The organism is Bartonella mastomydis (assembly GCF_900185775.1).
Taxonomy (GTDB): Bacteria; Pseudomonadota; Alphaproteobacteria; order Rhizobiales; family Rhizobiaceae; genus Bartonella; species Bartonella elizabethae.
Genome location: NZ_LT883138.1, coordinates 594502 through 621072 on the forward strand (window position 1 = coordinate 594502; position 26571 = coordinate 621072).

Here is a 26571-nt window from a genome sequence, read left to right on the forward strand (position 1 = left end):
TTGCTTTAAGAGGCTCAATAACCTTATTGAAGGTCGTACAGATCATTTTTGAAAGTAAATGTATTTTAAAGAAGATCTGTTACAAAATGAATGAGATATTACAACAGGTTCTAAGAATCTTTGAAGGAGAACAGCATGAACCACGAGGTCATGAATCTTTTCAATCCTCAAGCGCCAGCGCAAACATTTGACTCTATTCGTATTTCGATTGCGAGTCCTGAGAAAATTTTGTCTTGGTCGTATGGTGAGATTAAGAAGCCTGAGACTATTAATTATCGGACTTTTAAACCAGAGCGTGATGGTCTTTTTTGTGCACGTATATTTGGCCCGATTAAAGACTATGAATGTCTATGCGGTAAATATAAACGCATGAAATATAAGGGGATTATTTGTGAAAAATGTGGTGTGGAAGTTACCCTTTCGCGCGTACGTCGTGAGCGTATGGGACACATTGAGCTGGCAGCACCTGTTGCGCATATATGGTTTCTGAAATCATTACCTGGTCGTATTTCTACACTTTTAGATTTGACTTTAAAAGATATTGAGCGTGTTCTTTATTTCGAGAATTATATTGTAACCGAACCAGGATTGACCTCTCTTAAGCTCCACCAGCTTCTTTCTGAAGAAGAATATATGCTTGCGATTGATGAGTTTGGAGAAGATCAGTTTACAGCGATGATTGGCGCTGAAGCTATTTACGAGCTTTTAGCGAGTATGGAGCTCGATAAAATCGCTAATGATTTACGTCTCGAATTAGCTGAAACGACTTCAGAGTTAAAGCAGAAAAAATTGATTAAACGACTTAAGATCGTTGAAAATTTTCTTGAATCTGGGAATAAGCCAGAATGGATGATTATGAAAACAATTCCGGTTATTCCACCGGATTTACGTCCATTGGTTCCACTTGATGGTGGACGTTTTGCAACATCAGATCTCAATGATCTTTATCGTCGTGTTATCAATCGTAATAACCGTTTGAAACGGCTGATTGAATTGCGTGCTCCTGGGATTATTGTGCGTAATGAAAAACGTATGGTGCAAGAAGCTGTCGACGCATTGTTTGATAACGGACGGCGTGGGCGTGTGATTACGGGAGCCAATAAACGTCCATTAAAATCTCTTTCAGATATGTTAAAAGGTAAGCAAGGCCGTTTCCGTCAAAACCTGCTTGGAAAGCGTGTTGATTACTCGGGGCGTTCTGTTATCGTGACAGGTCCTGAATTAAAGTTACATCAATGTGGTCTTCCTAAAAAAATGGCCCTTGAATTATTTAAGCCCTTTATTTATGCGCGACTTGATGCAAAAGGATATTCCTCAACTGTAAAACAAGCAAAAAAGCTTGTTGAAAAAGAGCATCCAGAAGTTTGGGATATCTTAGATGAGGTTATTCGTGAACATCCTGTTTTACTCAATCGCGCCCCAACATTACACCGTTTGGGAATTCAGGCTTTTGAACCTATCTTAATTGAAGGGAAGGCTATCCAACTTCATCCATTGGTATGTACCGCTTTTAATGCGGATTTTGATGGAGATCAGATGGCGGTTCACGTTCCGCTTTCTCTTGAAGCACAGCTTGAAGCCCGTGTTTTGATGATGTCGACCAATAATATTCTTCATCCAGCGAATGGTGCCCCTATTATTGTTCCATCACAGGATATGGTTCTTGGACTTTATTATCTCTCGATTGTTTCTGAAAAAGAACCCGGTGAAGGAATGGCTTTTTCTGATATAGGTGAGCTTCATTATGCCTTAGAAAATAAGGTCGTAACGCTTCATACGAAGATTAAAGGCCGCGTTAAGAATATTGGCGAGGATGGAAAAGAAGTTTCTAAACTTTATGATACGACACCTGGTCGTTTGATTATCGGTGAGCTTTTGCCCAAAAATTCGAGTATCTCATTTGATATTGTCAATCAAGAAATGACAAAAAAGAATATTTCTAAAATGATTGATCACGTTTATCGCCACTGTGGACAAAAAGAGACGGTTATTTTTTGTGACCGTATTATGCAGCTTGGTTTTTCTTATGCTTGTCGTGCAGGAATTTCATTCGGGAAGGATGATATGGTTATTCCCGATAGCAAGTCACGTTTGGTTGCAGAAACAGAAGCTTTGGCGAAGGAATACGAACAGCAATATAATGATGGTTTGATTACACAGGGTGAAAAATACAATAAGGTTGTGGATGCTTGGGGTAAGTGTACAGACCGTGTTGCAGATGAAATGATGAAACGAATTCAAGCCGTCGATTTTGATCCTAAAACAGGTCGTCAACGGCCCATGAATTCAATCTATATGATGTCGCATTCTGGTGCTCGTGGTTCAGCTAACCAGATGAGACAGTTGGCTGGTATGCGTGGATTAATGGCAAAACCATCGGGTGAAATTATTGAAACACCTATTATTTCGAATTTTAAGGAAGGTCTAACTGTTAACGAGTACTTCAACTCTACCCATGGTGCGCGTAAAGGTCTTGCGGATACTGCGTTAAAAACAGCAAACTCTGGTTATCTCACACGGCGTCTTGTTGATGTGGCACAGGATGCTATTATTTCAGCTGTTGATTGTGGTACTGCAAAAGGGCTTACGATGCAGCCAATTGTTGATGCAGGACAAATTGTTGCCTCTCTTGGGCAACGAATTCTTGGTCGTACAGCCCTTGTTGATATTTTACATCCTGTCTCTGGAGAGGTTATTCTTGAAGGTGGAGCGATGATTGAGGAGGCTGATGTCGCGAAGATTGAAGAAGCCGGAATTCAATCTGTTCAAATTCGTTCTGCTTTAACATGTGAAACACGTCTTGGTGTTTGTGCAAAATGCTATGGTCGTGATTTGGCGCGTGGAACACCGGTTAATCAGGGAGAAGCCGTTGGTGTTATTGCTGCTCAATCCATTGGTGAGCCAGGAACGCAGCTTACTATGCGTACTTTCCACTTAGGGGGAACTGCACAAGTTGTTGATTCATCGTATTTAGAGGCATCTTATGAAGGTACGGTGGAGATTCGTAATCGTAATGTGGTTCGTAACTCTGAAGGTCATTTGGTTGTTATGGGGCGTAATATGGCTATCCTTATCAAGGATGAGTTAGGAAAAGAACGCGTTGTGCATCGTGTTAGCTATGGTGCGCATATTTTTGTTGATGATGGTGATGTGGTTAAACGTGGCCAGCGTATAGCAGAATGGGATCCTTATACACGTCCAGTTTTAACGGAAGTTGAAGGTTATGTGGGTTTTGAGGATATGGTTGATGGTTTATCAGTCACTGAAACAGCTGATGAATCTACAGGGATTACGAAACGTTTGGTGATTGATTGGCGTGCTAATCCACGTGGTGCGGAGCTCAAACCAGCCATTATTATCCACGCAGATAAAGAGGGTAAGTCCATTGCTAAATTGTATAAGGGAGGTGAAGCCCGTTATATGATGTCAGTGGAAACTATTCTTTCTGTTGAGCTTGGTGCTCATGTTAAAGCTGGTGATGTTATTGCTCGTTTGCCAATGGAAAGTGCTAAGACGAAAGATATTACAGGGGGGCTACCACGGGTGGCAGAACTTTTTGAAGCGCGTCGTCCAAAGGATCATGCGATTATTGCTGAAGTCAGTGGTACAATTCGTTTTGGTCGTGGTTATAAGAATAAACGCCGTATTATTATTGAACCAAATGATGAAACTCTTGAGCCCGTGGAATATTTGATTCCAAAAGGTAAGTTGTTTCACTTCCAAGAAGGTGATCAAATTGAGAAGGGTGATTATATCCTTGATGGTAATCCAGCCCCTCATGATATCTTAGCGATTAAGGGTGTTGAAGCGTTGGCATCTTACCTTGTTAATGAGATTCAGGAAGTTTATCGTTTGCAGGGGGTTCTTATCAATGACAAGCATATTGAAGTGATTGTTCGTCAAATGTTGCAAAAGGTTGAAATTACTGAATCTGGAGATTCTGGTTATATTCCAGGTGATAATGTTGATCGTATTGAACTTGATGAAATCAATGATAATTTGATTGCAGAAGGAAAGAAGCCTGCATCTGGTAATCCCATTCTTCTTGGAATTACAAAAGCTTCTCTTCAAACGCCTTCTTTCATTTCGGCGGCATCGTTTCAGGAAACAACACGTGTTCTGACCGAAGCGGCGGTTTCTGGCAAAATTGATACTTTGCAAGGACTTAAAGAGAACGTTATTGTCGGTCGTCTTATTCCTGCTGGTACAGGTGGCACGATTTCTCAAATCCGTCGTATTGCTGCAGTTCGTGATGATTTGATTGTAGATGAGCAGCGTAAGTCTAGTAATAACGAAGTGGCTAAGGCTATGTTGACAAATATGACAGCTGAAACTGTTTCTAAATAATTTAAAGATAACGTCACATAATAAAAAAAACGTCTGAATAGAAAGTTCAGACGTTTTTTTATCTCGAAATGTAGAAGCGGCATATTTCCCAGAATAATCATAAAAAATTATAAGCGGATAGTCGTTTATTATTTTGTAATGATACTTATCTTTTTTTGTGCTTCATTTTAAAGTTTTCTTATTTCTGAAGGCAGTATAGAAAATTCTTTTCAGGGTGTGTAAAGCCTAAAAGCCATATTTCAAGAAAAAGAGAGGATTATCTATAAGTGAAATAACGATTAATTTTGAATTTTAAGAAAATTTTTTGATTGATATTTTCTGCAAAGATTTAAAAAGTCTTATGATGAGAATGATGTCTTTATATTTTAGAGTATGGGAAAGTAGAGGATAGGGTGCTTACTAAAGTTTTATAAAAAAACAGGTATATTTCTTATAACAATGTGGTCTATGAAGACAGAATGATAAAATGTACGAATATTATTCAATTAGAGAATTGACGCGTGAGTTTTCAATAACAGCTCGGACTTTGCGTTATTATGAAGAAGAAGGGCTTCTTATTCCTTTACGGCGTGGAAGTACGCGGCTTTATACACAAACGGACCGTTATAAGTTAAAACAAATACTACGTGCTAAAAGAGTTAAATTTTCATTGTCTGAAATATCTGAGATTTTGTCTATGGTTGGAGATCCACCTGATGATGAGAAAAAGCTTAAGAAGTTAATTGCAGGAATTCATAAAAAGCGAGCTGATTTAAAGAAGATGCAGCATGATATTGATGATCTTCTACAGGATTTAGAACGAATTGAGGAGAATTTTTTTGAGAGCTTAGCAGAGTTGGGGGTTAATCGTTAATTATGAAATTTATTTCATCTATTTTTGGAAAATTTTCTTTCTATTAAAAGAGATAGGTTGTGCTATCTTAATAGGTAGATGGTCTTTAACACTGCGTGAAATGTGTAAGTCATTTGAAAAAATAGAGCGTGCGCAAAAAGCAGCAAAGGTATTTTCGCAATATATTGTCCTTAATAAGCAAAAAATATTTTTCAATTAAAGAAAGCAAAGACAATGGCAGTTTCTCCCATGAGTATTTTTCAATCTATTTTATCGCGAAAGTCAATTCGCGCTTTTACTGACCAGCCCGTTAGTTTGGAAACAATCAAAGAAATTTTAAAACTTGCAGCACGTGCACCATCTGGAACAAATATTCAGCCATGGCAAGTGATTGTGCTTACAGGAAGTGTATTACAGAAAGTAGGGCAAGAGCTTTCACAACTTGTGCTTTCAGGTGTAAAAGGAGAACGTGAATATCATTATTATCCACGTCAATGGCGTGAGCCATATCTTTCAAGGCGTCGAAAAGTTGGTTTGGATCTTTATCAGAGTCTTGGAATTCAAAAAGGTGATGAAGAAAAAATGCTTCATCAAAAGGCGCGAAATTTTCTATTTTTTGATGCACCTGTAGGACTTTTGTTTACAATGGATCACGACATGGAAATGGGGAGTTGGCTTGATTTGGGTATGTTTATGCAGACTATTATGCTCGCAGCACGTGGATTTGGATTGGATACTTGCCCTCAAGCAGCTTTTGCTGATTATCACAAACAAATTCGTACACTTTTATCGATTCCTTCTGATCGCCATATTATCTGTGGTATGGCACTTGGTTATCGCGATATGAATGCTCCAGAAAATAACTTTGAGACAGAACGAGAACCATTAGAAAACTTTGTACGTTTCATTGAAGCATATCCATAAAATATTTTTTGTAATTAGCATATGTTTTGAATGACTTGCTGCATTATAAGAAATAGTTCTGGTAGAAATCTCACATTCTGATTAAATTCTAGTCTTGCATATTTACACTTATTTTACTACGTTTGGAAAGCTAGATGACTCTAGAGGCATTGTTCATTTTAAAGGTTGACTATGGAAAGCACTATAGAAAGAAAGTGTTGGGTGGTAGCAAGACGAGCGACATTCGTGTTTATTGCTGTCATTTTTTTAGTTTATCTCACAATTTGATTTTAAATGGGACAAACGTTATAAAAAGCGTATGCTCAAACCATGCTACAGTTTTGAGGTGATACGTGTTTTTATCTGTTTTTGAACTTTTTAAAATTGGAATTGGTCCTTCTAGCTCACACACGATGGGACCGATGACAGCTGCCAATATGTTTTTGCAAAAGATACGAGATTTTTCTCAGTCATCCGATATTCAAGTTTCTCGTATACGAGTTCATCTCCATGGTTCCTTAGCTTTTACGGGTATTGGTCATGCAACAGATAGGGCTATTGTATTAGGGCTTTTAGGAGAAAAAGCTTCTACAGTTGATCCTGATAATATGGAATTTTTGTTAGAAAAAGTTATCCGTGAAAAAAAAGTGCAGCCAGAAGAGTATCCCGCTTATCAATTTGATTTGCAACATGATCTTATTTTTGAACGAAAAGAAATCTTACCTGGACATACTAATGGACTGGCATTTGAAGGACTTGATACGGGTGGGAATGTTCTGTTAAGGCAGATTTATTATTCTATCGGGGGTGGCTTTGTTGTGACTGAGGATGAATTAAACCATATAAATGGTGATATACAACCAGAAGCATTTGAGGTGCCATATCCTTTTGATTCTGCGCGTACAATGTTATCAATGGCGGAAAAATCCGGGCTTTCGATTGCTGAAATGAAGCGCTTAAATGAAGAAACAAAGATTGAGCGTTCTTCTCTAGATGCAGGACTTGATGAAATTTTTTCAGCGATGACAAATTGTATTGATAGAGGTCTTTCACAAGAAGGTGAGTTGCCTGGTGGATTACGTGTTCTAAGGCGTGCTAAAAAGCTGCATGAAACGCTTTTGAAAAATCAAAAGAAAAATTTTAATTATCCACTTTGGGCTAATGATTGGCTTTCAGTATATGCTATGGCAGTCAATGAGGAAAATGCAGCAGGTGGTCGTGTTGTTACCGCTCCAACAAATGGGGCCGCTGGTGTAGTTCCCGCAGTTTTACGTTACTATCTTCAGTTTAATGATGATTCAAATCAAGAGGGAATACATAATTTTCTATTGACGGCAGCAGCGATTGGCGGTGTTATCAAACATAATGCTTCTATTTCTGGTGCAGAAGTTGGATGTCAAGGTGAAGTTGGAACGGCATCTTCAATGGCTGCGGCAGGTTTGACTGCAGCGTTAGGTGGAACCCCAGCTCAAATTGAAAATGCAGCGGAAATTGCGCTTGAGCATCATTTGGGAATGACGTGTGATCCGGTTGCAGGTCTTGTCCAAGTTCCTTGTATTGAGCGTAATGCAATGGGGGCGGTTAAGGCAGTAACAGCTTCTTCTCTTGCATTATATGGTAATGGGGAACATTTTGTTTCTCTTGATGCTTGTATAGAAACAATGCGTCAGACGGGTCATGATATGAGTGAACGCTATAAAGAAACAAGTAAAGGTGGCCTAGCAGTCAATGCAATATCTTGTTAAGAGCTGGAATATTTTATTAATCCATAACTGGACTCGTTGGGGAAGGATCACATTTTTTCTTCCTAAGAAAGCTTATGTTTTTTGTTGCTTATAAAAAAACTTCCAATTTAATTCAGCAGTATGCTTAAGATAAATTTGAGATGGTTTCGTCCTTTCTGAACGAGGAGGAGCTTTTATCCGCAAGATTGGAAGGAGAATATTACTTATATCTGTTTGATCTGTCTCTTAAATGGAAAAACAGTCTCATTAGAAAAAAAGCGCAAATAAATAAAATGAGCGATCAATTTATCATTACTTTCTAGCTGGATTTTAAAAGGAGAGATTTTTTGGACATCTGATATGGCGAAAAAATACCTTGAAAAAACTCTAATTCGCAATAATCAAAAGGTGTGTTAGAAAATCTTATTCTCCAACTTTTATTTAAAATCTTGTCCCGATAAAAATTTAAAATAAATAATAGCCTATACATTAAAAATATTTGTCAAAATTTTCATGAAGAATAGAATACAGATAATAGGACATTATCATGTTGTTCATTCGTGAATTTTTTTACATGAAGATTGTGATACCATTAAAGGATGTGATAAACAAAAGCGTGAAATAGTGCGTAATCTTCATTATTTAAAGGATATCGCGTTAGGTGCTTTTGAAAGTCGTAAAGCTTAATTAAAAGATGATGGCAAGGCTTAGGATTAGTTTTTACCTTTTTAAAATTTCATATTCTTCCAAAATTAAGTTTTCTGTCTGTTTTAGAGATTGCCCAACAGAGGATACGCAGTCCCCCTTTTTCCATCTGGCATATAAAAGCTGTAACAAAAGAAAAACACTAAATCGCTTGAATTTTTGTCTTAAACATGCGGTTGCTTTGGGTTTGGATGTTGATTTGTAGACAATAGAAAGAGCATGGGCTTCTCTTAGGAAAACAATTTCATAAAACAAAAAATCTACCAGCAATGGATTTAAAAGAAAAGCCTGCTTTTTATAAAAAGACTTTGCAAAACAACACATAACACATTTGATTTTGCGTATATTTATTCTTACAGGTATTCGTACATATCCATTGCGTTATAGTTGTGATAATTAGATTGAAGATGATTTATGGATAATCCCTGCTGAAGGTGTAAAAGGTTGATGAGATGCTAAAGAAGAATTTCGTATATCTTCATCATTAGAAGCATGAAAATAATTAAAAAGCCTGTTGCATCTCTAAAAATAATTTAATTTTTTCATCTCATTGCCCTATTTCACTTGCTACTATATCAAAGTATATAAAAAAATTACCATTATAAATTAAAATCTTACGGAAATTGTATCATAATATTTAATCTGATAATTTCTTTTACGTTTTTTATCGATAGTCTTTGTATTTTTAAATTTGCTTTGCTTGTTTCAAGAAATAAAATTAAAAGGATTTAGATTATTTTTTACAGCGTGTTTGTTGTAGAGGAAATCGTTATTAAGAGGATTTTCTTTATTGCACTTTTACAATAACCTCTAAAATGATAAGCTTTCATCCTATGTAGGGATCATTTTTTCAGAAAGATATCAAGGACAATTTTTGCTGTTAAATCAAAAAGTGGAAAAATATTTGGTATTCTTCGTGTCCTTAAAAAATAGTTTGATTGGAAGCTTGAAGATATTGGATAATTGAAAAAGCCATCAACATAATTCCTACGACTTAAGAAAGAAGTATGTCTATCAAAGGATTTTCTGAGACTATAGACAATGGTGCAATAATAAAATAATTCTTTTAGAAAAGGTTTGTAGAATTAAATATTTGTTGCTCCTAGCCGGATTTTAATAGGCACAGTACCAGTTTGACTCGCAACACGCAAATGAATGCGTACAGGAGGCATCATGAGACGACGATTGCGCATTGTTTGGCAAATGAGAAGATTAACAAGGGATTGTGTATCTAATGCAGTTGAATTATATTTTAAGCCAGTAAGTTTTTCTGCAGCATCGTGAAGAGAACGCAATGAAAGAAGATATGATTGCTTCAATAATTTTTCTTTTTCATGAAATGAAGCAAAAGCATTATCTGTCATAATACTATCCTTAACGCAGAATTCAAAAACTTTTAGTATGCTACAGTATAGCAGTTAAAATTTGCTTTCTTTAATGTAGAACAAGCATCAAATGCTGCTTTTTTTGATTGAAATCCTGTAAATCGGGCTCGGTAATAACGCTGCCCATTTTTTTCAAACAGTTGCATATGTGAAGAGGCATTCTTTAAAGTAGAAAAAGCTGTATCTTTTGCTTTTAAAAGTAGAGTGTTTGCTTGTTCTTTACTAGGAAGAGAACCAATTTGGATAGCCCATCCGGCATTTGTGGACAAAGAAGCGCTTACAATTTTATGAGTCTCAACCGGTATAGCTTTTTGAGGGTTAGGTATTGGTACAATGACCCTATTTACAGCCGTTATCGCGACATTGGAGTTTTTAGGTTGTTCTGCAAAGGCTGTCAACATAGTTGAAATTTCATCATCAAAATTACCTGAATCAGTTTTAATGGTCGGTATAGGAGTCTTTGCGCCAGTGGGTAAGTGATAGTGTACAGAAGCCACTAAACGTTCCCCACTTTTCATTTGGCTTGCTTTGGGCAAATATTGATTCAATAAGCTAGCCATGTGCTCGTCACGTGCAGTAGATGATTTACCTCCCATAACAACAGCAACAACAGATCGACCTTCAAGACGCATCGAAGTTGCTAAATTAGAACCTGACATTTGTGTGTACCCTGTTTTAATTCCATCGACACCTTTCATTATTTTAACGAGTTTATTGTGGCTGTTAATCGTATGTCCACGGAAATTAAAACTTTTTGTTTTGAATAATTTATATTGTTTTGGAAAATGCTTACGGAGAGCTAATGATAAGGTGGCAATATCTCGTGCCGTAGAATAATTATGCACATCCGGAAGTCCTGAAGCATTGGCAAAATGTGTATGTTTCATGCCAAGTTTACGCGCTTTTGCTGTCATCATTCGAGCGAATTTTTTTTCACTCCCCCCAAGATATTCTGCGATGGCTGTAGCAACATCATTTGCAGATCTTGTAATGAGTGCTTTAGCAGCTGCTTCTGCAGAAATTGTTTGGCCTGCTTTAAATCCAATTTTTGTTGGTGGGCGCATTGCTGCATAATGTGAAACAGGAATTGGAGTATTGGGAGTCACACGCCCCATCTGCATAGATTCAAACAGGAGGTACAATGTCATCATTTTTGTTAAAGAAGCAGGATAACGTTTCAGTGTGGCGTTAGCTTGAAAGAGAGTTTTTCCGGTCGTTGCATCTATAACAATAGCCGCATACTTATCAGGATAGGCTCCTTGGGGTGTTGCTGATGCCCAACAGCAAGAAAAAGCTAACATAACGAAAGAAATTGCTATCTTTTTATAGCAGCGCATAATTTTTTTATCATTAATATACACTTGCAGTATCCTATTTCTCCATTTACTCTGAAAAACTTCTATAAAGCTTCCTTTTCTGTAACATGCTGATGCAGTTTAGACGAATGGTATTACTAATTTGTTTACAGAAGTTATTTTATGAGTGACTTCAATCTAACCATAAGAGGAAAGTCTCTTCTCATAAGAAAGAGCTATTGCAATAGTTTTGAAAGAATTTAAAATTAATAAGAAATTTGCTCTATGGAAAATGATAATGGGACAAACACTCATAATAAACTCTATATCTCATATTATGTATAATGAAAAACTCCATATTATACATAATGAAAAAGGCAAGAATTGGGATGAAAGTAGGCATAGTGCGGTTATAATACCTAAGGCTAGGGTAAAACCGCAAAAACCTAAATTATATCGCGTTCTTTTACTGAATGATGATTACACACCTATGGATTTTGTTGTTTTCGTTTTGAAAAACTTTTTTAAAAAAAGTTTCGAAGAGGCAACGCGGATTATGTTAAATGTTCATCACAATGGAATAGGCGAATGCGGAACTTATACTTATGAAGTTGCTGAAATGAAAATTGTACAAGTGAGGGAGTGTGCACGTCAAAATGAACATCCGTTACAATGTGTAATGGAATGGAAGTGAGGAATTATGCCATCTTTTACACCTAGTCTTGAAGAGGTTTTGCATCGTGCATTAACAATTGCCACTCAAGCACGACATGAATATGCAACATTAGAACATCTTCTTCTTGCACTGTTAGATGATGCCGATGCGAATTCCGTTATTCAAGCATGCCAAGTAGATGTGGAGGAATTGCGCGAGCGCTTAACCAACTATCTTCGCTCAGAGTTAGATGAACAGATTAGAGCTGATGAGGATACAAAGCCTACAGCTTTTTTCCAGCGTGTTATCCAACGTGCGGTGATACATGCTCAATCTGCTGGAAAAGATGAAGTATCAGGGGCAAATGTTCTTGTTGCAATTTTTTCTGAACGTGAAAGCCATGCAGCCTATTTTCTTCAAGAGATGGGAATGACACGCTATGATGCTGTCCGTTTTATTTCACATGGTATTACGCGTGATGATGGATTATCCATGTTACTTGAAGGACTTGAAGAGCAATTAGATCAGCAGATTTCAGAAAATGGTGAAAGGGTAACGAATGCTTTAACGGGTTATTGTGTTGATCTCAATTGTAAAGCGCGGAATGGGAAAATTGATTTATTAATTGGCCGCGAAAAAGAAATTTCACGCATGATTCAAATTTTATGTCGAAGATCAAAAAATAATCCGCTTTTGGTTGGTGATCCTGGAGTAGGAAAAACCGCTATCATTGAGGGATTAGCAAAGCGTATTGTTGATGGGCAAGTACCTGAAGTTTTATCAAATGCAACGATATTTTCTCTTGATATGGGGGGACTTGTTGCTGGTACACGTTATCGCGGTGATTTTGAGGAACGATTAAAGCAAGTTATTAAAGAGTTTGAGCTATATCCAGATGCTATTTTATTTATTGATGAAATTCATACCTTAATTGGAGCAGGGGCAACATTAGGGGGAAATATGGATGCAGCAAATCTTTTAAAACCTGCATTATCTTCTGGAACTATGCGATGTATCGGGTCGACAACTTACAGAGAATATCGAAAATTCTTTGAACAGGATCGTGCTTTAGAGCGCCGTTTCCAGAAGATTGATATTAATGAACCTTCTGTTCCTGATGCGATTAAGATTTTGCAGGGGATGAAGCCCTACTTTGAAGATTTTCATCAGATCAAATATACAGATCAGGCGATGAAGGCATCCGTAGAGTTATCTTCACGCTATATGGTTGATCGTAGGTTGCCTGACAAAGCAATTGATATTATTGATGAAAGTGGTGCAGCACAAAAGCTATTGCCACGAAAACAGCGCAAAAAGACTATCGGTGTTAAAGAAATTGAAGCGACCGTTGCAACAATTGCAAGGATTCCACCCAAAACAGTTTCACGGAATGATCAGAAGATATTGAGTAAGCTTGAGAGAGAACTCAAGCATGTTGTTTACGGGCAAGATCAGGCAATTTCCGCTTTAGTGTCATCCATAAAATTGGCGCGAGCAGGTTTACGCGAACCAGATAAACCAATAGGAAGTTATTTATTTTCCGGACCAACTGGGGTTGGAAAAACTGAAGTTGCAAAACAGCTTGCATCGTCTTTAGGTATTGGGCTCTTACGTTTTGATATGTCAGAATATATGGAACGCCATACGGTAGCGCGCTTAATCGGTGCTCCTCCAGGTTACATAGGGTTTGATCAAGGAGGTCTCCTTACAGATGCCGTTGATCAGAAACCTCACGCAGTCTTATTGCTCGATGAGATTGAGAAAGCTCATCCGGAGTTATTTAATATTTTATTGCAGGTCATGGATTATGGTCGATTAACAGACCATAACGGCAAGAAAATTGATTTCCGCAATATTATTTTGATTATGACAACCAATGCTGGTGCTTCAGATATGGCAAAATCAGCGATTGGATTTGGGAAAGTCCGCCGTGATGGTGAAGACATAGAAGCAATCAATCGGTTATTTACACCAGAATTTCGTAATCGGTTGGATGCAATTATTCCGTTTGCACCTTTATCTTACTTAACGATCAATCAGATCGTGCAAAAATTTATTTTTCAGCTTGAAGGACAATTAGCTGATCGGGAGATCTGTTTTGAATTAAGTCCTTCTGCAACTTTATGGCTTTCCAATAAAGGATATGATTCTCAGATGGGAGCACGCCCATTAGGACGTGTTATACAAGAATATATTAAAAAGCCATTAGCAGATGAAATTTTATTTGGAAAGTTACGCAACGGCGGCATCGTTCGCGTATTGACACAAAAATCAAATGGCGAAAAAGAAAGATTACAGTTAGAAATTTCCTCTTCTAATCTATCTGTTGGCTCAAAGAAAAGTAAAACGAAAAATTTTAATAAAAAAACTGTAGGAAAGAAAAGTGCAACATCTTAAGAATATGCTACAAAAGGGCTTATCATAGGGCGGCACGAATTTTTTTAGCATTCTCTTCAAGTATTTCTGTAGGTGTTATCACTCCATTATGAGGGGTAAGTTCTATTCCTTCCATACGTGGTATAATATGAAAATGGAGATGATAAACGGTTTGTTGACTAGCCGCTTCATTAAATTGCATGATCGTTATGCCATCGGCTTGAAAGGCTTTTTTGACAGCATTAGCGATTTTTTGAACAGCTTTAATAACAGGAAATAATATTTCAGTATCGGCATCAAGTAAGTTTCGAGAGCCTTTTTTAGGAATGACCAGTGTATGACCTGGTGCTTGTGGCATGATATCCATGAATCCAATAACATCATCATCTTCGTAAACGCGAACAGAAGGGATTTCATTACGAATTAATTTAGCAAAAATATTGTTATTGTCATAAGCTTGTTTCATACGAATATTTCCTTTTATTATAAGGTGGAATTTTAATGTCAAAACGGAAAAGTGCAAGGTTTATCAGAGTGTAAGATAAAAAAATATTTTACCTTCAGTGATCTTTAAGGAACGCACTGTCTTTAATAAAGATTTAGATTTCTATGATGGCTTCAACTTCTACAGGAACATCCATAGGGAGAGAAGAAACACCAATAGCAGAACGGGCGTGTTTCCCAATTTCACCAAGAATATTGACAAATAAATCAGAAGCTCCATTGGCAACAAAAGGGATATCGGTAAAATGGGAATCAACAGCCACAAAAACAGTAATTTTTACCACGCGTTTTATTTTATCGAGGTTACCCAGAGTTGCTTTGAGTTGAGCGAGAATATTAAGAGCACAAGCTTCAGATGCTTGCTTAGCTTGCTCAGGACTCACAGTGCTACCAACTTTACCGATGGCTATAGGTTTTCCATTCATAAGAGGGAGCTGTCCAGAAATAAAGAGTTGATTACCACTTTGTGAAGTTGTGATGTAATTGGCAAGGGGTTGCGTTGCTGCAGGAAGAGTGATTCCGAACTTTTCTAAGTTTCTTTCAATTACATTGGTCATAATTTAAACTCCATAGCTATTCTATAAACATATCATTGCATAACCTATTTTTTTATTGAAGGAAATGTGTGGTTAATTGAGAAATTAGCCTTTTTTGCCTTATTGTATGATGTTATGGAACGGGAATAAAGTTTGGAAGTTGGGAATGATTAGAGCATTATTTACAATAATCTTATATATTGTTTTTTTCTGTACGGCGAAAGCTGAAGAGCCTATTTTTATTGTGCCTCATCGAGCAATTTATGATTTTCAGCTCGATAATGTTTCTCATGAAATGACAATTTCTGGGATGTCAGGGCGAATGGTTTACGAGCTTACTGGTTCGGCATGCCAAGGCTATAGCACACGTTTTCGTTTCATTAGCCGTCTTCATGTTGAAGATATGCCGGTCCGTTTAACGGATCAACAGACGACGAGTTATGAAACAGGAGATAGCCGTACGTTTCGTTTTAATGTTACCGATCAAGAAGGGGAAGAGGTTGCGCATCGTGCTGAAGGGGTCGCCGAGCGGACAGGAGATGGTATTACAGTTACCTTAAAAAAACCAAAGGAAAAAGAGTATAAGCTTGCAATGGCTGAATTCCCAATAATGCAATTAAAGAATATTATTCGCCATGCAAAAGCGGGGGATCATTTTTATAATGTTACTGTGTTTGATGGGACAAATAAAGCGGATAAAGTTATAAAAGAAAGTATCGTCATCGGGGAAAAGAAAGCGCTTTTATCTGATAGCGAGACGGAAAAAATGAAAAAATTGGATGAAGAAGAATATTGGCCTGTTACAATCTCTTATTTTGATGATGGTGAAAATAAAGATGGTTTACCGATTTATCAGAGCAGTTTTCTTTTACATGAGAATGGTGTCATGCGTGATCTTCATATGGATTATGGAACTTTTTCAGTGCGTGCAAAATTGAACAGTCTTGAATTCCTTGAACTTGGAAAAGATCTTGATCAATGTGAAAATGTAAATATTAAATGATTGAAGAAAATAACTTGAAAAAGAATCAAATATTAGTATGTTTGCACTATTCCGCACGCGGAGTTTGGGTGTTTATAGATATCTGTAAGAAAAGTCTAGCAAGCATCCGCCGGTAGTAGGTTTTCCTGCTTTTTCCGCGGAGGTTGAACCGGAAAGGATAAGATTTATGGCACTACCCGATTTTACGATGCACCAGCTTTTAGAAGCAGGTGTGCATTTTGGTCACCAGACTCATCGCTGGAATCCTAAAATGACCCCCTATATTTATGGTCAGCGTAATAATATTCATATTATTGACCTTGCTCAGACCGTTCCACTTTTACATCAAGCGCTTAAACTTGTCTCAGACACTGTTGCGCGCGGTGGTCGTATTCTCTTTGTTGGCACGAAACGGCAGGCATCTGAAATTATCGCTGATGCAGCAAATCGTTCCGCCCAATATTATGTTAATGCGCGTTGGCTTGGTGGTATGCTGACGAATTGGAAAACGATTTCCAATTCGATACATCGTTTGCGAAAGCTTGATAAAATTCTTGCTGCTGAAGCACAAGGCTTTACTAAAAAGGAACGTTTAAATCTTGAGCGTGATCGTGAAAAGCTCAATCGTGCGCTTGGTGGTATTAAAGATATGGGGTCTGTCCCAGATCTTATTTTTGTTATCGATACCAATAAAGAAAATATTGCACTCCAAGAAGCAAAACGTTTAAATATTCCAGTGATTGCTATTATTGATACCAATTGTGATCCTGATGATGTAACACATCCCATACCAGGGAATGACGATGCTTCACGTGCGATTTCTCTTTATTGCGATCTTTTTGCTCGTGCTGCTCTTGATGGTATTGCTCGTCAACAAGGTGCAATGGGTGTCGATTTAGGAGCTCAAATTGATGCACCTGTGGAGCCTATTTTGGAAGAAAATGCGGTTTTAGCAGTTTCTGAGTAATATAAAACGCCTAATTAAGGTACTTTTATTATCTAAAGAAAAAGTTATAGGCGTGCAGAGGAGATTTGCGCGCTTTCACTGTTACAGAATGAAGAGGCAAACATGAGCGTTACTGCTGCACAAGTAAAAGAACTTCGAGAATTATCTGGCGCCGGAATGATGGACTGTAAGGCAGCGTTGGCAGAAACCAATGGTGATATGGAAGCTGCTGTTGATTGGCTTCGTAAAAAAGGGATAGCAAAAGCAGATAAAAAGGCTGGTCGTACAGCCGCTGAGGGATTAATTGGAGTCGTATCAAAAGATTCACATGCAGTTTTGGTTGAGATTAATTCTGAAACAGATTTTGTTGCACGCAATGATGGATTCCAAGACATTGTGCGCAAAGTAGCAACTGCCGCTTTGGATACGCCAGGTGATGTTGAATCTGTTTCTGTTTCTCTTTATCCAGGCTCTGAGAAGACTGTAGAGCTTGCAATTAAAGATGCAATTGGTACGATTGGCGAAAATATGACGTTTCGTCGTTCTGTTAAATTATCTGTTGAGAATGGTGTTGTTGCGACTTATATACACAATAGTGTGGCTGATGGTCTTGGAAAGCTTGGTGTTTTGGTTGCAATTGAAACAACGGGAAATAAAGAAGCAGCTCTTGCTTTTGGTCGGCAGGTTGCAATGCATATTGCGGCAACCAATCCATTAGCACTTACAGCACAAGATGTTGATGCTGGTGCCATTGAGCGTGAAAAAGCAATTTTTTCAGATCAAGCACGTCAGTCTGGAAAGCCTGAAAATATCATTGAAAAAATGGTGGAAGGACGTATGCGTAAGTTTTTTGAAGAGGTTGTCTTACTTTCTCAAGCTTTTGTTATGAATCCTGATATGACTGTTGAGGCTGCTTTAAAGGACGCTGAGAAATCAATAGGTTCTCCAGCGAAAATCACAGGCTTTGTTCGTTTTGCACTTGGTGAAGGTGTAGAAAAAGAGGAGTCTGATTTTGCTGCAGAAGTTGCGGCAGCAGCAAAAGGCTAGTTATTGCAAATTCTTGATCAGAGATTTAAAATCCTCATTGGTTTTAGAGCCTCTAATTGAAACGATGTGATTGTTAAGAGGGCGTCACGTGAAAAAAGTGGTGCCCTTCGTGGTGTCAAAAGCAAAAAGACAATGTGCTTTTGGGGAGATTATGAATGGCATTAGCACTTCCGTATAAACGTATTCTTTTAAAGGCTTCTGGTGAAGCTCTTATGGGGGGGCAGAGTTTTGGTATTGATGTTTCTGTTGTCGATCGTATTGCCGCTGATATTGCAGAAGTGCGCGCAATGGGGATAGAAGTGGCGGTTGTTATTGGTGGGGGAAATATTTTTCGTGGTGTTGCTGTTGCTTCGCATGGGGGAGATCGCGTGACAGGTGATCATATGGGAATGCTTGCAACGGCTATTAATTCTTTAGCATTGCGAACATCATTGACAAAATTAGGCGTTGAAACTGTTGTACTCTCTGCGATTGCTATGCCACAAATTTGTGAAAGTTTTTCGCAACGTAAAGCAATAGCTTATATGAATCAGGGAAAAGTTGTTATTTTTGCGGGTGGTACCGGAAATCCATTTTTTACCACTGATTCTGCTGCGACATTACGTGCAGCAGAAATTGGTGCGGATGTTCTTCTTAAAGGAACACAAGTTGATGGTATTTATTCAGCCGATCCCAAAATAGATCCTACAGCTAAGCGTTTTGACCAATTAACACATGTTGAAATTTTGCAATGGGGATTATCGGTTATGGATTCAACGGCGGTCACTTTAGCCCGTGAGAATAATGTACCGATTATTGTGTATTCCATTCATGAAAAAGGCGGATTAGCTAAGGTCTTGAATGGAACAGGGCGCTTTACAATGGTATCGGAATAAGAGTAAGCTTCAAAGGACAATTGAAGGAGACAGAAATATGAATGTTGCATCAATTATGGATGATCTGAAACGCCGCATGGATGGCGCTATTACGGCTTTTAAACATGAGTTGGGTGGCTTACGGACGGGACGGGCATCTGCGAGTTTATTAGAACCATTGACCGTTGAATCTTATGGTTCTGTTGTACACATTAATCAGGTTGCTAATATTTCTGTTCCCGAACCTCGGATGCTTTCTGTTTCTGTATGGGATAAAACGATGGTAGGAGCTGTCGAGCGTGCTATTCGCGATTCTGGTCTTGGTTTGAATCCTATCACTGATGGTACGAATTTACGTATTCCTTTACCTGAGTTGAATGAAGAGCGCCGTAAAGAACTTGTAAAAATTGCACATCACTATGCAGAGCAAGCGCGTGTTGCGACACGTCATGTTCGTCGTGATGGTATGGACAATTTAAAAAAATTAGAAAAAGATGGTGAAATTGGACAAGATGAAGCCCATAGTTTATCCGAAAAAGTTCAAAAACTCACAGATGAAACCATTGCTGATATCGATAAAATTTTAGCCGTGAAGGAATCTGAAATTATGCATGTTTAAGGCGTTTTTTTCGCTAGGAAAAATATTTTACCCTCAGCGTGTAAATTATTTTTATGGATAAGAGCAGAGAGTCATGTGCGCTGTGATAGCAAGGTGTGAGGGAGGGGGCTATTTTATCATCTTGATAGGGGAGAGATTGATTTAAAAGAGTTTATGCTTTTATTCTTTAATCTGTGAGTGAAGTCTTCCCTTTACTGGAGGAATTATTAAACCACGTGATGAGAAACATTGTGAGGGGTGGTTTAAATATTCTAAGATGGGGTTGGAGTAATATAGCACAAAAAATATTTCTTTACTCTTAGTGCCTATTATAAAGTATGCGCCAGAATGATGGGGCAAGCGGATGTTATGGGGCGTAATTCGTTTTTTAATGATGGAGAGTTAATAGAGCAGCTCTTTTATACGAAAAAAACTCTAAGTTAATTTATGTAGGGCGTAGATAACCACTTTCTCATTTTATGTTTAAGAAAATCTTTGAAAATTTATTTTAAGATTAATCTAGATAAGGAAGATTTTTGATCTGTTTTCATTGATTATTCGTCGTATAAGCGCTATCTTGGTAAACTAAATCGTTTATGGTAAATTATAAGAGAGATTTGCACAAGTATGAAATAAAAATACTGGGTAGGGAAGTTTTTCTTGCATCAATTTTAGAGCTTGTATTTTCTATTTTTATTGTTTGGATGTTGTTTTGTCTAATTTGGTTTATCGTGTTCTAACGGCTTTCGTGTTTGGCGTTATTGCTTTGTATCTAACATGGTTGGGAGGGACCACCTTTTTTTTGTTTGCATGGTGTATTGGCAGTTTTATTCTTTATGAGTGGATAAATATTACTCAAGAGAAGTGGTGTGTTTTACAAAAGATATTAGCAGGTATTTTTTATTTTCTCTTTGGCTTTTTTTTAGTGTTGAATGTATCAGCTTCATTGATTTTTTGTGCTTTAATCGTATTGGCTGCAGTGTTGGCTATTATATCCATAAAAAACAGTGGTTGGGTTTTTTGTGGTTTTTTATATGCATCTTTTCCTGTTGTGGCTTTATGCTTTTTACGGGATCACGAGATGTTGGGGTTCCAAGTCGTTATTTTCTTATTTACGATAGTGTGGGGAACCGATATTGGTGGATATTTTATTGGACGTGCATTAGGGGGGCCTAAATTAGCACCACAATTTTCTCCTAATAAAACATGGTCAGGAGCACTTGGTGGTACATTTATCGGCGTTTTCGGTGGTATATGGGTTGCTTTTGGATTTTTTGATATAAATTCAGCAAGTTTTTTTGTGCCACTCCTTACACTTGTTTTGTCAATTGTTTCACAATTGAGTGATTTAGGACAATCATGGCTTAAAAGACGTTTTTCCGTTAAAGACTCCAGTTCTTTATTGCCTGGACATGGTGGTTTTATGGATCGTATGGATGGATTGGTAGGAGCAACTTGTATTCTTTATTTAATTGGTTCATTGATTTCTGACATGGATGCACCTTTTAATCTTTTTAGCATGATTTAATGGGGAGAAGATATTTTGGGACTTTTAAATTATATGATCACTATAGGTGATTTTCTTTTAAGAAGTTTGAATATTCTTTTCATCATTATGCTTATCATTTTTGTGCACGAACTTGGGCATTATCTCATTGGCCGCTGGTGTGGTATTAAGGCGTTAGTTTTTTCACTTGGATTTGGACCACAAATAGCCAGTTACACAGATAAGCATGGTACGAAATGGCGTTTAGCCCTTATCCCTTTAGGCGGGTATGTAAAATTTGTTGGGGAGGAGGATAAAGATGAGGTGCTATTATCACCATCATCTCCGATTATTGATGGTTCATTTGCCAGTGCACATGCTTGGAAAAAAGCAGCAACTGTTTTTGCTGGTCCCTTTTTCAATGCTCTTTTTACTATCGTTATTTTAACGTTTTTTTTCTTCACTTTTGGTCGTGTCGCCATTGAACCCGTTGTTGGTTCTTTGGTAAAAGAGAGCCCTGCCATTCAGTCCGGTTTGGAATTAGGGGACCGCTTTGTTGAAATGGATGGTCGACGGGTTGAAAGTTTTGAAGATTTGATGAATTATGTAGCTTTTCATGGAAGAGAACCGATAGAGTTTAAAATAGAACGCATGGGGCGCGTGTTTACCACTGTCATCACCCCCAAAATTATTGAGCGAGATGATGGATTTGGGAATCGAACACAAAGTGCTATGATCGGTGTAGGTGTTCCTGTTGATTTAAATAATCCTCCACGTTTAGATCCAACTTATATAAAACATATTCGCTATGATTTTGTAACAGCTATAGGAGAAGCCTTAAACCGTACAGAGTTTATTGCCACTCAAACTGTTCTTTTTATGAGTCGTTTAATCGGAGGCAAAGAAGATCGTTGTCGGCTAAGTGGACCTTCTAAAACCGTAAAAATTGCTTGGAAAGTGAGCGAGACAGGTTTTATTTCTTTATTGAATTTGGCCGCTTTTCTTTCAATAAGCGTTGGGCTTATTAATCTTTTTCCGATTCTACCGCTTGATGGTGGGCATCTTTTATTTCATGTCATTGAGGTCATTACTGGGAGAAAAATATCCACTAAAATTCAGGGAATTTTTTTTCGTTTAGGTTTTTCCCTTCTTCTGCTTTTTATGATTTTTGTCTTCTTTAATGATTATTTTTGTTGGTTTAGCTAATTAAATTATGGAAAACACTTTGTAAATTGGGTAATAATAGCAAAAACAAATTGAAGGTTGTTTACCATGTCTGCAAAATATTGTGGCGTCGTACATTATAATGAGTAATTAAGGGATGAAAAGTCTCGCTGTAAAAAGGTTGTTATGGCAGTTAGCTTTTTAAGGCATCATGTCCAAGGAACAAGAGTAAGGTAAAAAAGCCAATGACTACAAATTCAAAGTTTTTAAATGCAGCATCTGTGTTGGTGTTAAAGATGGGGATGATTGCCCCAGCAACGGTTTTTATGTCAATTGCTGCGGTTGGAGAAATACAAGCATCTGTAGTCCGTTCTATTGAGGTTCGTGGGAATAAGTTTGTAAGTTCTCAGGCGATTCGGGACAATATGGGTATTAAGGCTGGACAAGGGATTTCAAGTGGTGATGTTGATCATGCTGTGAAGAATCTTTTCGAGTTAGGTTTATTTTATGATGTTAAAATAAATCAAGTAGGTGATAAATTGATTGTATTCGTAAAAGAATATGAGGTTGTCAATCAAATATTATTTCAGGGAAATAAATCTTTTAAAGATCCAGATCTTAAACGGTTTATTTCTTTAAAGCCAAATGAACCTTTTAATTCTGCTAAGCTTTCTGCTGATATAAATACAATTCGTGAGGCTTATAAAACGCTAGGTCGTAATAATATCACTGTTAACGTTCAAACGATAAACCTTGGAAAAGGGCGTGTTAATGTGGTATTTAATGTTGTTGAAGGACAAAAAACAAAGATTGGTGATATCTCGTTTAAGGGAAATAGTGTCTTTGCAAGCCGCCGGTTGCGTGATGTGATTTCAACAAAGTCTTCAGGAATTTTTTCAAAGTTGTTGGGAGGCGATGTTTACAGTGAAGAGCGTCTTGCTGCTGATGAAGAAGCTTTACGGCGCTTTTATTATAATCGTGGTTATGCGGATTTTCGTGTTGTCTCTTCTAAAGCGACTTTTGATGCCGCAAGCAATACGTATAAAATTTCTTTCGTGCTTGATGAAGGGCCACGTTATAAAATTAGTGATATTCAGGTTGAAAGTGATGTTGATGGAATTGATGTTCAATCTGTGAAAGGCAAGCTTAAAACCCAGCCAGGGAATGTTTATAGTGCAGAAGATATTGAACAGTCTGTTGCTATTATTAATAATAAGGTTGCTGATTCAGGATATGCTTTTGCTAAAGTTGAACCACGGGGAAACCGTGATTTATCAAATCATACAATTTCAATTTTATATAATATTGAACAAGGTACACGTGCTTATATTCAGCGTATTGATATCCGTGGCAATGAGAAAACGCGTGATTACGTCATTCGTCGTGAGCTTGATTTAAACGAAGGAGATGCTTACAATCAAACTTTATTACAGCGGGCGAAACGTCGTCTAGAAAATTTAGGTTTTTTCAAAGCTGTTAATATTTCAATGGTTCCTACTGAGCAATCTGACCAAGTTGTTTTGGTGATAGATGTCGTTGAAGCTTCAACAGGGGATCTCTCTCTTTCTGGAGGTTATACAACGGGGGGAACAAGCCCTGGTATGTCGCTTGAAGTCTCTGTTACTGAGCGTAATCTTGGGGGCCGTGGTCAGTATGTTCGTTTAGGGTTAGGAGCAGGGCAAGAAAAATCTCGTAATTATAATTTAACATTTGTTGATCCTTATTTCTTAGGGTACCGTTTATCGGCTGGCGTTGATGTTTTTCGCAGCACTTATCGTGCTGATAAAGCCTATGATGTACGGCAGACAGGGGGATCACTACGGTTTTCGTTGCCTATTAATAATCAATTATCTGCGAATGTTGCTTATTCTTATGTACAAGAAGAATATGATTTTGGTGGAGAGTATGATTTTAACAAAGAGAGTGATATAATAGAATTATATGGGAAATATTCTGGTGCGATTGTTCAAGCAGCTAAGCAAAGCCCATGGAAACGTTCATCAATTAGTTATGGTTTAACCTATAATACGATTGACGATATGAGAAACCCCCATGATGGATGGTACGTGCATCTTCTGCAGGAATATGCCGGACTTGGTGGGAGAGCCAAGTTCTTGAAGACCACGGGTAAGGCGATGATGTACAAGACTCTCTCTGATCAAAGGGATATTGTTGGTTTACTTTCCTTTGGCGGTGGTTATATCCACGAAATAGGCAAAGAGGGTGTTCGTATTTTCGATATGTTTAAAGCGAATACGGATATGCTCCGAGGTTTCAAATACAATGGAATAGGTCCACGACAGGTTTCCAGTAAAGGTGAAGTTTATTTCTTAGGGGGAACGACATATATGAATGCGACTGCTGAAGTACAGTTTCCTATCCCTATTGTACCTGAAGGATTTGGATTGCGCGGTGCTTTATTTGCCGATGTTGCTACGCTCTATGGCAATAATTATAAAGCCGTTTTTAAGGGTGAGCCGCCTGTTACCCATACCAAAAGTGCTTGGCGCTCATCTGCAGGTGTGAGTTTGATGTGGGAATCTCCGTTTGGTCCTTTGCGTTTTGATTATGCTTGGCCAATAACAAAGCAGGAGGGAGATCGTTTACAGCAATTGAACTTTGGTATTTCTACGAAATTCTGATTTGAGTGGTTTTAAGAAGGAAAAACTTGAAGAGAATAGCTTAAGCTGGGAGAGAAAGTGTTTTGATGGCGGATACATTTTTTTTTACGCCGTCCCAGCAATTGACAGTTGCAAATGTTGCTGAGTTGACGGGTGCAAAGCTTCTTAATCCAGAGTTTTCTCATAAAGTTATCAATACTCTTTCTTCGCTTGAGAGTGCTGTAGAAGGTTCTCTTGTTTTTGTGGAGCATCGGAAGTTTTCTGATGCTCTACGAGATAGTTCTGCTGTTGCTGTTTTTTGTACGAATGATATCGTTTTTAAAGTTCCTGAAACGATGGCAATTTTGGTGACATCCACGCCGCAGCGTGATTTTGCTCAGATTGGTCGTATTTTATTTCCTGATTCTGTCAAGCCAATGCCTTGGTTAGGACAAAAAGAGATTTCACTGCATGCGCATATTCATCCAACGGCTAAGTTTGCCCATGATGTGTGTATTGAAGCGGGAGCTGTTATTGGTAGAAATGTTGAGATTGGTGCAGGCACTCTTATTTCATCTACAGCTGTTATCGGTGAAAATTGCCGTATTGGGCGTGACTGCTATATTGCTCCTAAAGTAACCGTTCAGTGTTCTTTAATAGGTAATAGGGTTCAGCTTTATCCTGGAGTTTGCATTGGGCAAGATGGTTTTGGTTATGTTGGGGGGGAAGATGGAATCGAGAAAGTTCCACAACTTGGTCGCGTTATTATTGAGGATGGTGTGGAAATTGGTGCGAATACCACGATTGATCGAGGAACATTTCAAGATACTGTTATTGGAGAAGGGAGCAAGATTGATAATCTTGTACAAATTGCACACAATGTAAAAATTGGTCGTTATTGCCTTATTGCCGCTCAATGTGGAATTGCTGGGAGTACATCGATAGGCGATATGTCTCAGCTTGGCGGAGGGGTTGGAGTAGCGGATCATATCGTGATAGGAAAATGTGTTCAGATTGCTGCTCGTAGTGGCGTTATGAATGACATTCCGGATGGTGAAAAATGGGGAGGGAGCCCAGCACGACCATTTAAACAATGGTTTCGTGAAGTAGCGGCATTGCGCAGTATGGGAAAAGTTAAAAAGGAGAAAAGCTGAGATGATCAGCACTGAAGAAACTAGAGATTTAGAGGCTGTTGATATTGAAAAATTGCTCTCAATATTACCGCACCGTTATCCATTTTTATTGATTGATCGTATTGTTGATATTGATGGTGAACAAGAAGCGATTGGGATTAAAAATATAACGATTAACGAGCCGCATTTTACAGGACACTTTCCTGCAAAGCCTGTTATGCCTGGGGTTTTAATTTTAGAAGCTATGGCACAAACGGCTGGAGCAATAGCACTTTTAAATTTAGGCAATAAACAAACAAATTTAGTCTACCTTATGACGGTTGATAATGCGAAATTTCGTAAGCCTGTTATGCCTGGTGATCAGCTTAAAATTCACGTTCAGCTTTTGAAAAAGAGATCTGGTATGAGGCGTTTTTCATGTGTTGCAAAAGTAGAAGATGTCCGCGTCGCTGAAGCAGAAATTGCTGCGATGATTGTTGAAGAAGAATAAACGATATTT

General features: G+C 38.0%; 20 protein-coding genes. 16 read left to right on the forward strand and 4 right to left on the reverse strand.

The window, feature by feature from the left end:
* The first annotated feature begins 135 nt into the window (after positions 1-135).
* The 4 genes from rpoC (at position 136) to FJG96_RS05785 (ending at position 7827) form a co-directional block, all read left to right on the forward strand.
* On the forward strand, positions 136-4347 hold the full coding sequence (gene rpoC / locus FJG96_RS05770) for a DNA-directed RNA polymerase subunit beta' (protein WP_139413142.1): 4212 nt from the start codon (positions 136-138) through the stop codon (positions 4345-4347).
* A 466-nt stretch (positions 4348-4813) separates the two neighbouring features.
* Entirely contained in the window at positions 4814-5200 is a 387-nt protein-coding gene (locus tag FJG96_RS05775) for a MerR family transcriptional regulator (protein WP_139413143.1), read from the forward strand.
* Positions 5201-5413: 213 nt separating this feature from the next.
* Positions 5414-6103 (forward strand): nitroreductase, encoded by a 690-nt coding sequence (locus tag FJG96_RS05780; RefSeq protein ID WP_139413144.1) that lies wholly within the window; start codon positions 5414-5416, stop codon positions 6101-6103.
* A gap of 332 nt (positions 6104-6435) precedes the next feature.
* A complete protein-coding gene (locus tag FJG96_RS05785) occupies positions 6436-7827 on the forward strand; it encodes an L-serine ammonia-lyase (protein ID WP_139413145.1) in 1392 nt (463 codons plus the stop codon).
* A 1769-nt stretch (positions 7828-9596) separates the two neighbouring features.
* On the opposite strand, the gene FJG96_RS05795 is transcribed toward FJG96_RS05785, so the two are convergent.
* Together FJG96_RS05795 and FJG96_RS05800 are read right to left on the reverse strand one after the other, a co-directional pair.
* A complete protein-coding gene (locus tag FJG96_RS05795) occupies positions 9597-9875 on the reverse strand; it encodes a hypothetical protein (RefSeq protein ID WP_139413146.1) in 279 nt (92 codons plus the stop codon).
* A 32-nt stretch (positions 9876-9907) separates the two neighbouring features.
* Positions 9908-11257 carry a D-alanyl-D-alanine carboxypeptidase gene (locus FJG96_RS05800; RefSeq protein WP_139413147.1) on the reverse strand — a complete coding sequence of 450 codons (1350 nt, stop codon included), beginning with the start codon at positions 11255-11257 and terminating at the stop codon, positions 9908-9910.
* Between the two features lie 232 nt (positions 11258-11489).
* Between FJG96_RS05800 and clpS the strand changes: the two genes are divergently transcribed.
* On the forward strand, positions 11490-11885 hold the full coding sequence (gene clpS, locus FJG96_RS05805) for an ATP-dependent Clp protease adapter ClpS (RefSeq protein ID WP_139413627.1): 396 nt from the start codon (positions 11490-11492) through the stop codon (positions 11883-11885).
* A 6-nt stretch (positions 11886-11891) separates the two neighbouring features.
* Positions 11892-14243 carry an ATP-dependent Clp protease ATP-binding subunit ClpA gene (gene clpA, locus FJG96_RS05810; protein WP_139413148.1) on the forward strand — a complete coding sequence of 784 codons (2352 nt, stop codon included), beginning with the start codon at positions 11892-11894 and terminating at the stop codon, positions 14241-14243.
* Positions 14244-14265: 22 nt separating this feature from the next.
* Here the strand turns inward: clpA and FJG96_RS05815 are convergent, their stop codons facing one another.
* Together FJG96_RS05815 and FJG96_RS05820 are read right to left on the reverse strand one after the other, a co-directional pair.
* Complete coding sequence (locus tag FJG96_RS05815) at positions 14266-14688, reverse strand: HIT family protein (protein ID WP_139413149.1); 423 nt, start codon at positions 14686-14688, stop codon at positions 14266-14268.
* A gap of 133 nt (positions 14689-14821) precedes the next feature.
* Positions 14822-15283, reverse strand: coding sequence for a RidA family protein (locus FJG96_RS05820; protein WP_139413150.1), 462 nt, complete (start codon positions 15281-15283; stop codon positions 14822-14824).
* A 145-nt stretch (positions 15284-15428) separates the two neighbouring features.
* On the opposite strand from FJG96_RS05820, the gene FJG96_RS05825 reads away from it, so the two are divergent.
* The 10 genes from FJG96_RS05825 to fabZ all read left to right on the forward strand — a co-directional run bounded on the left by FJG96_RS05825 (position 15429) and on the right by fabZ (position 26562).
* Positions 15429-16265 (forward strand): cell envelope integrity EipB family protein, encoded by an 837-nt coding sequence (locus tag FJG96_RS05825; RefSeq protein ID WP_139413151.1) that lies wholly within the window; start codon positions 15429-15431, stop codon positions 16263-16265.
* A 166-nt stretch (positions 16266-16431) separates the two neighbouring features.
* Complete coding sequence (gene rpsB / locus FJG96_RS05830; protein WP_139413152.1) at positions 16432-17211, forward strand: 30S ribosomal protein S2; 780 nt, start codon at positions 16432-16434, stop codon at positions 17209-17211.
* Positions 17212-17313: 102 nt separating this feature from the next.
* Complete coding sequence (gene tsf, locus FJG96_RS05835; protein WP_139413153.1) at positions 17314-18237, forward strand: translation elongation factor Ts; 924 nt, start codon at positions 17314-17316, stop codon at positions 18235-18237.
* A 155-nt stretch (positions 18238-18392) separates the two neighbouring features.
* The gene (gene pyrH, locus FJG96_RS05840) at positions 18393-19112 is read left to right on the forward strand and encodes a UMP kinase (protein WP_005773640.1); all 720 of its coding nucleotides are present in this window, start codon (positions 18393-18395) and stop codon (positions 19110-19112) included.
* Between the two features lie 37 nt (positions 19113-19149).
* A complete protein-coding gene (gene frr / locus FJG96_RS05845) occupies positions 19150-19710 on the forward strand; it encodes a ribosome recycling factor (protein ID WP_139413154.1) in 561 nt (186 codons plus the stop codon).
* Positions 19711-20401: 691 nt separating this feature from the next.
* Positions 20402-21217, forward strand: a complete 816-nt coding sequence (locus FJG96_RS05850) for a phosphatidate cytidylyltransferase (RefSeq protein WP_139413155.1) — start codon at positions 20402-20404, stop codon at positions 21215-21217.
* A gap of 15 nt (positions 21218-21232) precedes the next feature.
* Positions 21233-22381 (forward strand): M50 family metallopeptidase, encoded by a 1149-nt coding sequence (locus tag FJG96_RS05855; RefSeq protein WP_139413156.1) that lies wholly within the window; start codon positions 21233-21235, stop codon positions 22379-22381.
* Between the two features lie 203 nt (positions 22382-22584).
* Positions 22585-24981 carry an outer membrane protein assembly factor BamA gene (gene bamA, locus FJG96_RS05860; protein ID WP_139413157.1) on the forward strand — a complete coding sequence of 799 codons (2397 nt, stop codon included), beginning with the start codon at positions 22585-22587 and terminating at the stop codon, positions 24979-24981.
* A 65-nt stretch (positions 24982-25046) separates the two neighbouring features.
* Positions 25047-26093 carry a UDP-3-O-(3-hydroxymyristoyl)glucosamine N-acyltransferase gene (lpxD, locus tag FJG96_RS05865; protein WP_139413158.1) on the forward strand — a complete coding sequence of 349 codons (1047 nt, stop codon included), beginning with the start codon at positions 25047-25049 and terminating at the stop codon, positions 26091-26093.
* A gap of 1 nt (position 26094) precedes the next feature.
* Positions 26095-26562 carry a 3-hydroxyacyl-ACP dehydratase FabZ gene (fabZ, locus tag FJG96_RS05870; protein ID WP_139413159.1) on the forward strand — a complete coding sequence of 156 codons (468 nt, stop codon included), beginning with the start codon at positions 26095-26097 and terminating at the stop codon, positions 26560-26562.
* The last annotated feature ends 9 nt before the right edge of the window (positions 26563-26571 follow it).

What these genes read in the sequence shown, in the direction of transcription:
- rpoC (WP_139413142.1), top strand. Translation starts at nt 136, where the DNA reads ATGAACCACGAGGTCATGAATCTTTTCAATCCTCAAGCGCCAGCGCAA.
- FJG96_RS05775 (WP_139413143.1), top strand. Translation starts at nt 4,814, where the DNA reads ATGTACGAATATTATTCAATTAGAGAATTGACGCGTGAGTTTTCAATA.
- FJG96_RS05780 (WP_139413144.1), top strand. Translation starts at nt 5,414, where the DNA reads ATGGCAGTTTCTCCCATGAGTATTTTTCAATCTATTTTATCGCGAAAG.
- FJG96_RS05795 (WP_139413146.1), bottom strand. Translation starts at nt 9,875, where the DNA reads ATGACAGATAATGCTTTTGCTTCATTTCATGAAAAAGAAAAATTATTG.
- clpS (WP_139413627.1), top strand. Translation starts at nt 11,490, where the DNA reads ATGGGACAAACACTCATAATAAACTCTATATCTCATATTATGTATAAT.
- clpA (WP_139413148.1), top strand. Translation starts at nt 11,892, where the DNA reads ATGCCATCTTTTACACCTAGTCTTGAAGAGGTTTTGCATCGTGCATTA.
- FJG96_RS05815 (WP_139413149.1), bottom strand. Translation starts at nt 14,688, where the DNA reads ATGAAACAAGCTTATGACAATAACAATATTTTTGCTAAATTAATTCGT.
- FJG96_RS05820 (WP_139413150.1), bottom strand. Translation starts at nt 15,283, where the DNA reads ATGACCAATGTAATTGAAAGAAACTTAGAAAAGTTCGGAATCACTCTT.
- FJG96_RS05825 (WP_139413151.1), top strand. Translation starts at nt 15,429, where the DNA reads ATGATTAGAGCATTATTTACAATAATCTTATATATTGTTTTTTTCTGT.
- rpsB (WP_139413152.1), top strand. Translation starts at nt 16,432, where the DNA reads ATGGCACTACCCGATTTTACGATGCACCAGCTTTTAGAAGCAGGTGTG.
- tsf (WP_139413153.1), top strand. Translation starts at nt 17,314, where the DNA reads ATGAGCGTTACTGCTGCACAAGTAAAAGAACTTCGAGAATTATCTGGC.
- pyrH (WP_005773640.1), top strand. Translation starts at nt 18,393, where the DNA reads ATGGCATTAGCACTTCCGTATAAACGTATTCTTTTAAAGGCTTCTGGT.
- frr (WP_139413154.1), top strand. Translation starts at nt 19,150, where the DNA reads ATGAATGTTGCATCAATTATGGATGATCTGAAACGCCGCATGGATGGC.
- bamA (WP_139413157.1), top strand. Translation starts at nt 22,585, where the DNA reads ATGACTACAAATTCAAAGTTTTTAAATGCAGCATCTGTGTTGGTGTTA.
- lpxD (WP_139413158.1), top strand. Translation starts at nt 25,047, where the DNA reads ATGGCGGATACATTTTTTTTTACGCCGTCCCAGCAATTGACAGTTGCA.
- fabZ (WP_139413159.1), top strand. Translation starts at nt 26,095, where the DNA reads ATGATCAGCACTGAAGAAACTAGAGATTTAGAGGCTGTTGATATTGAA.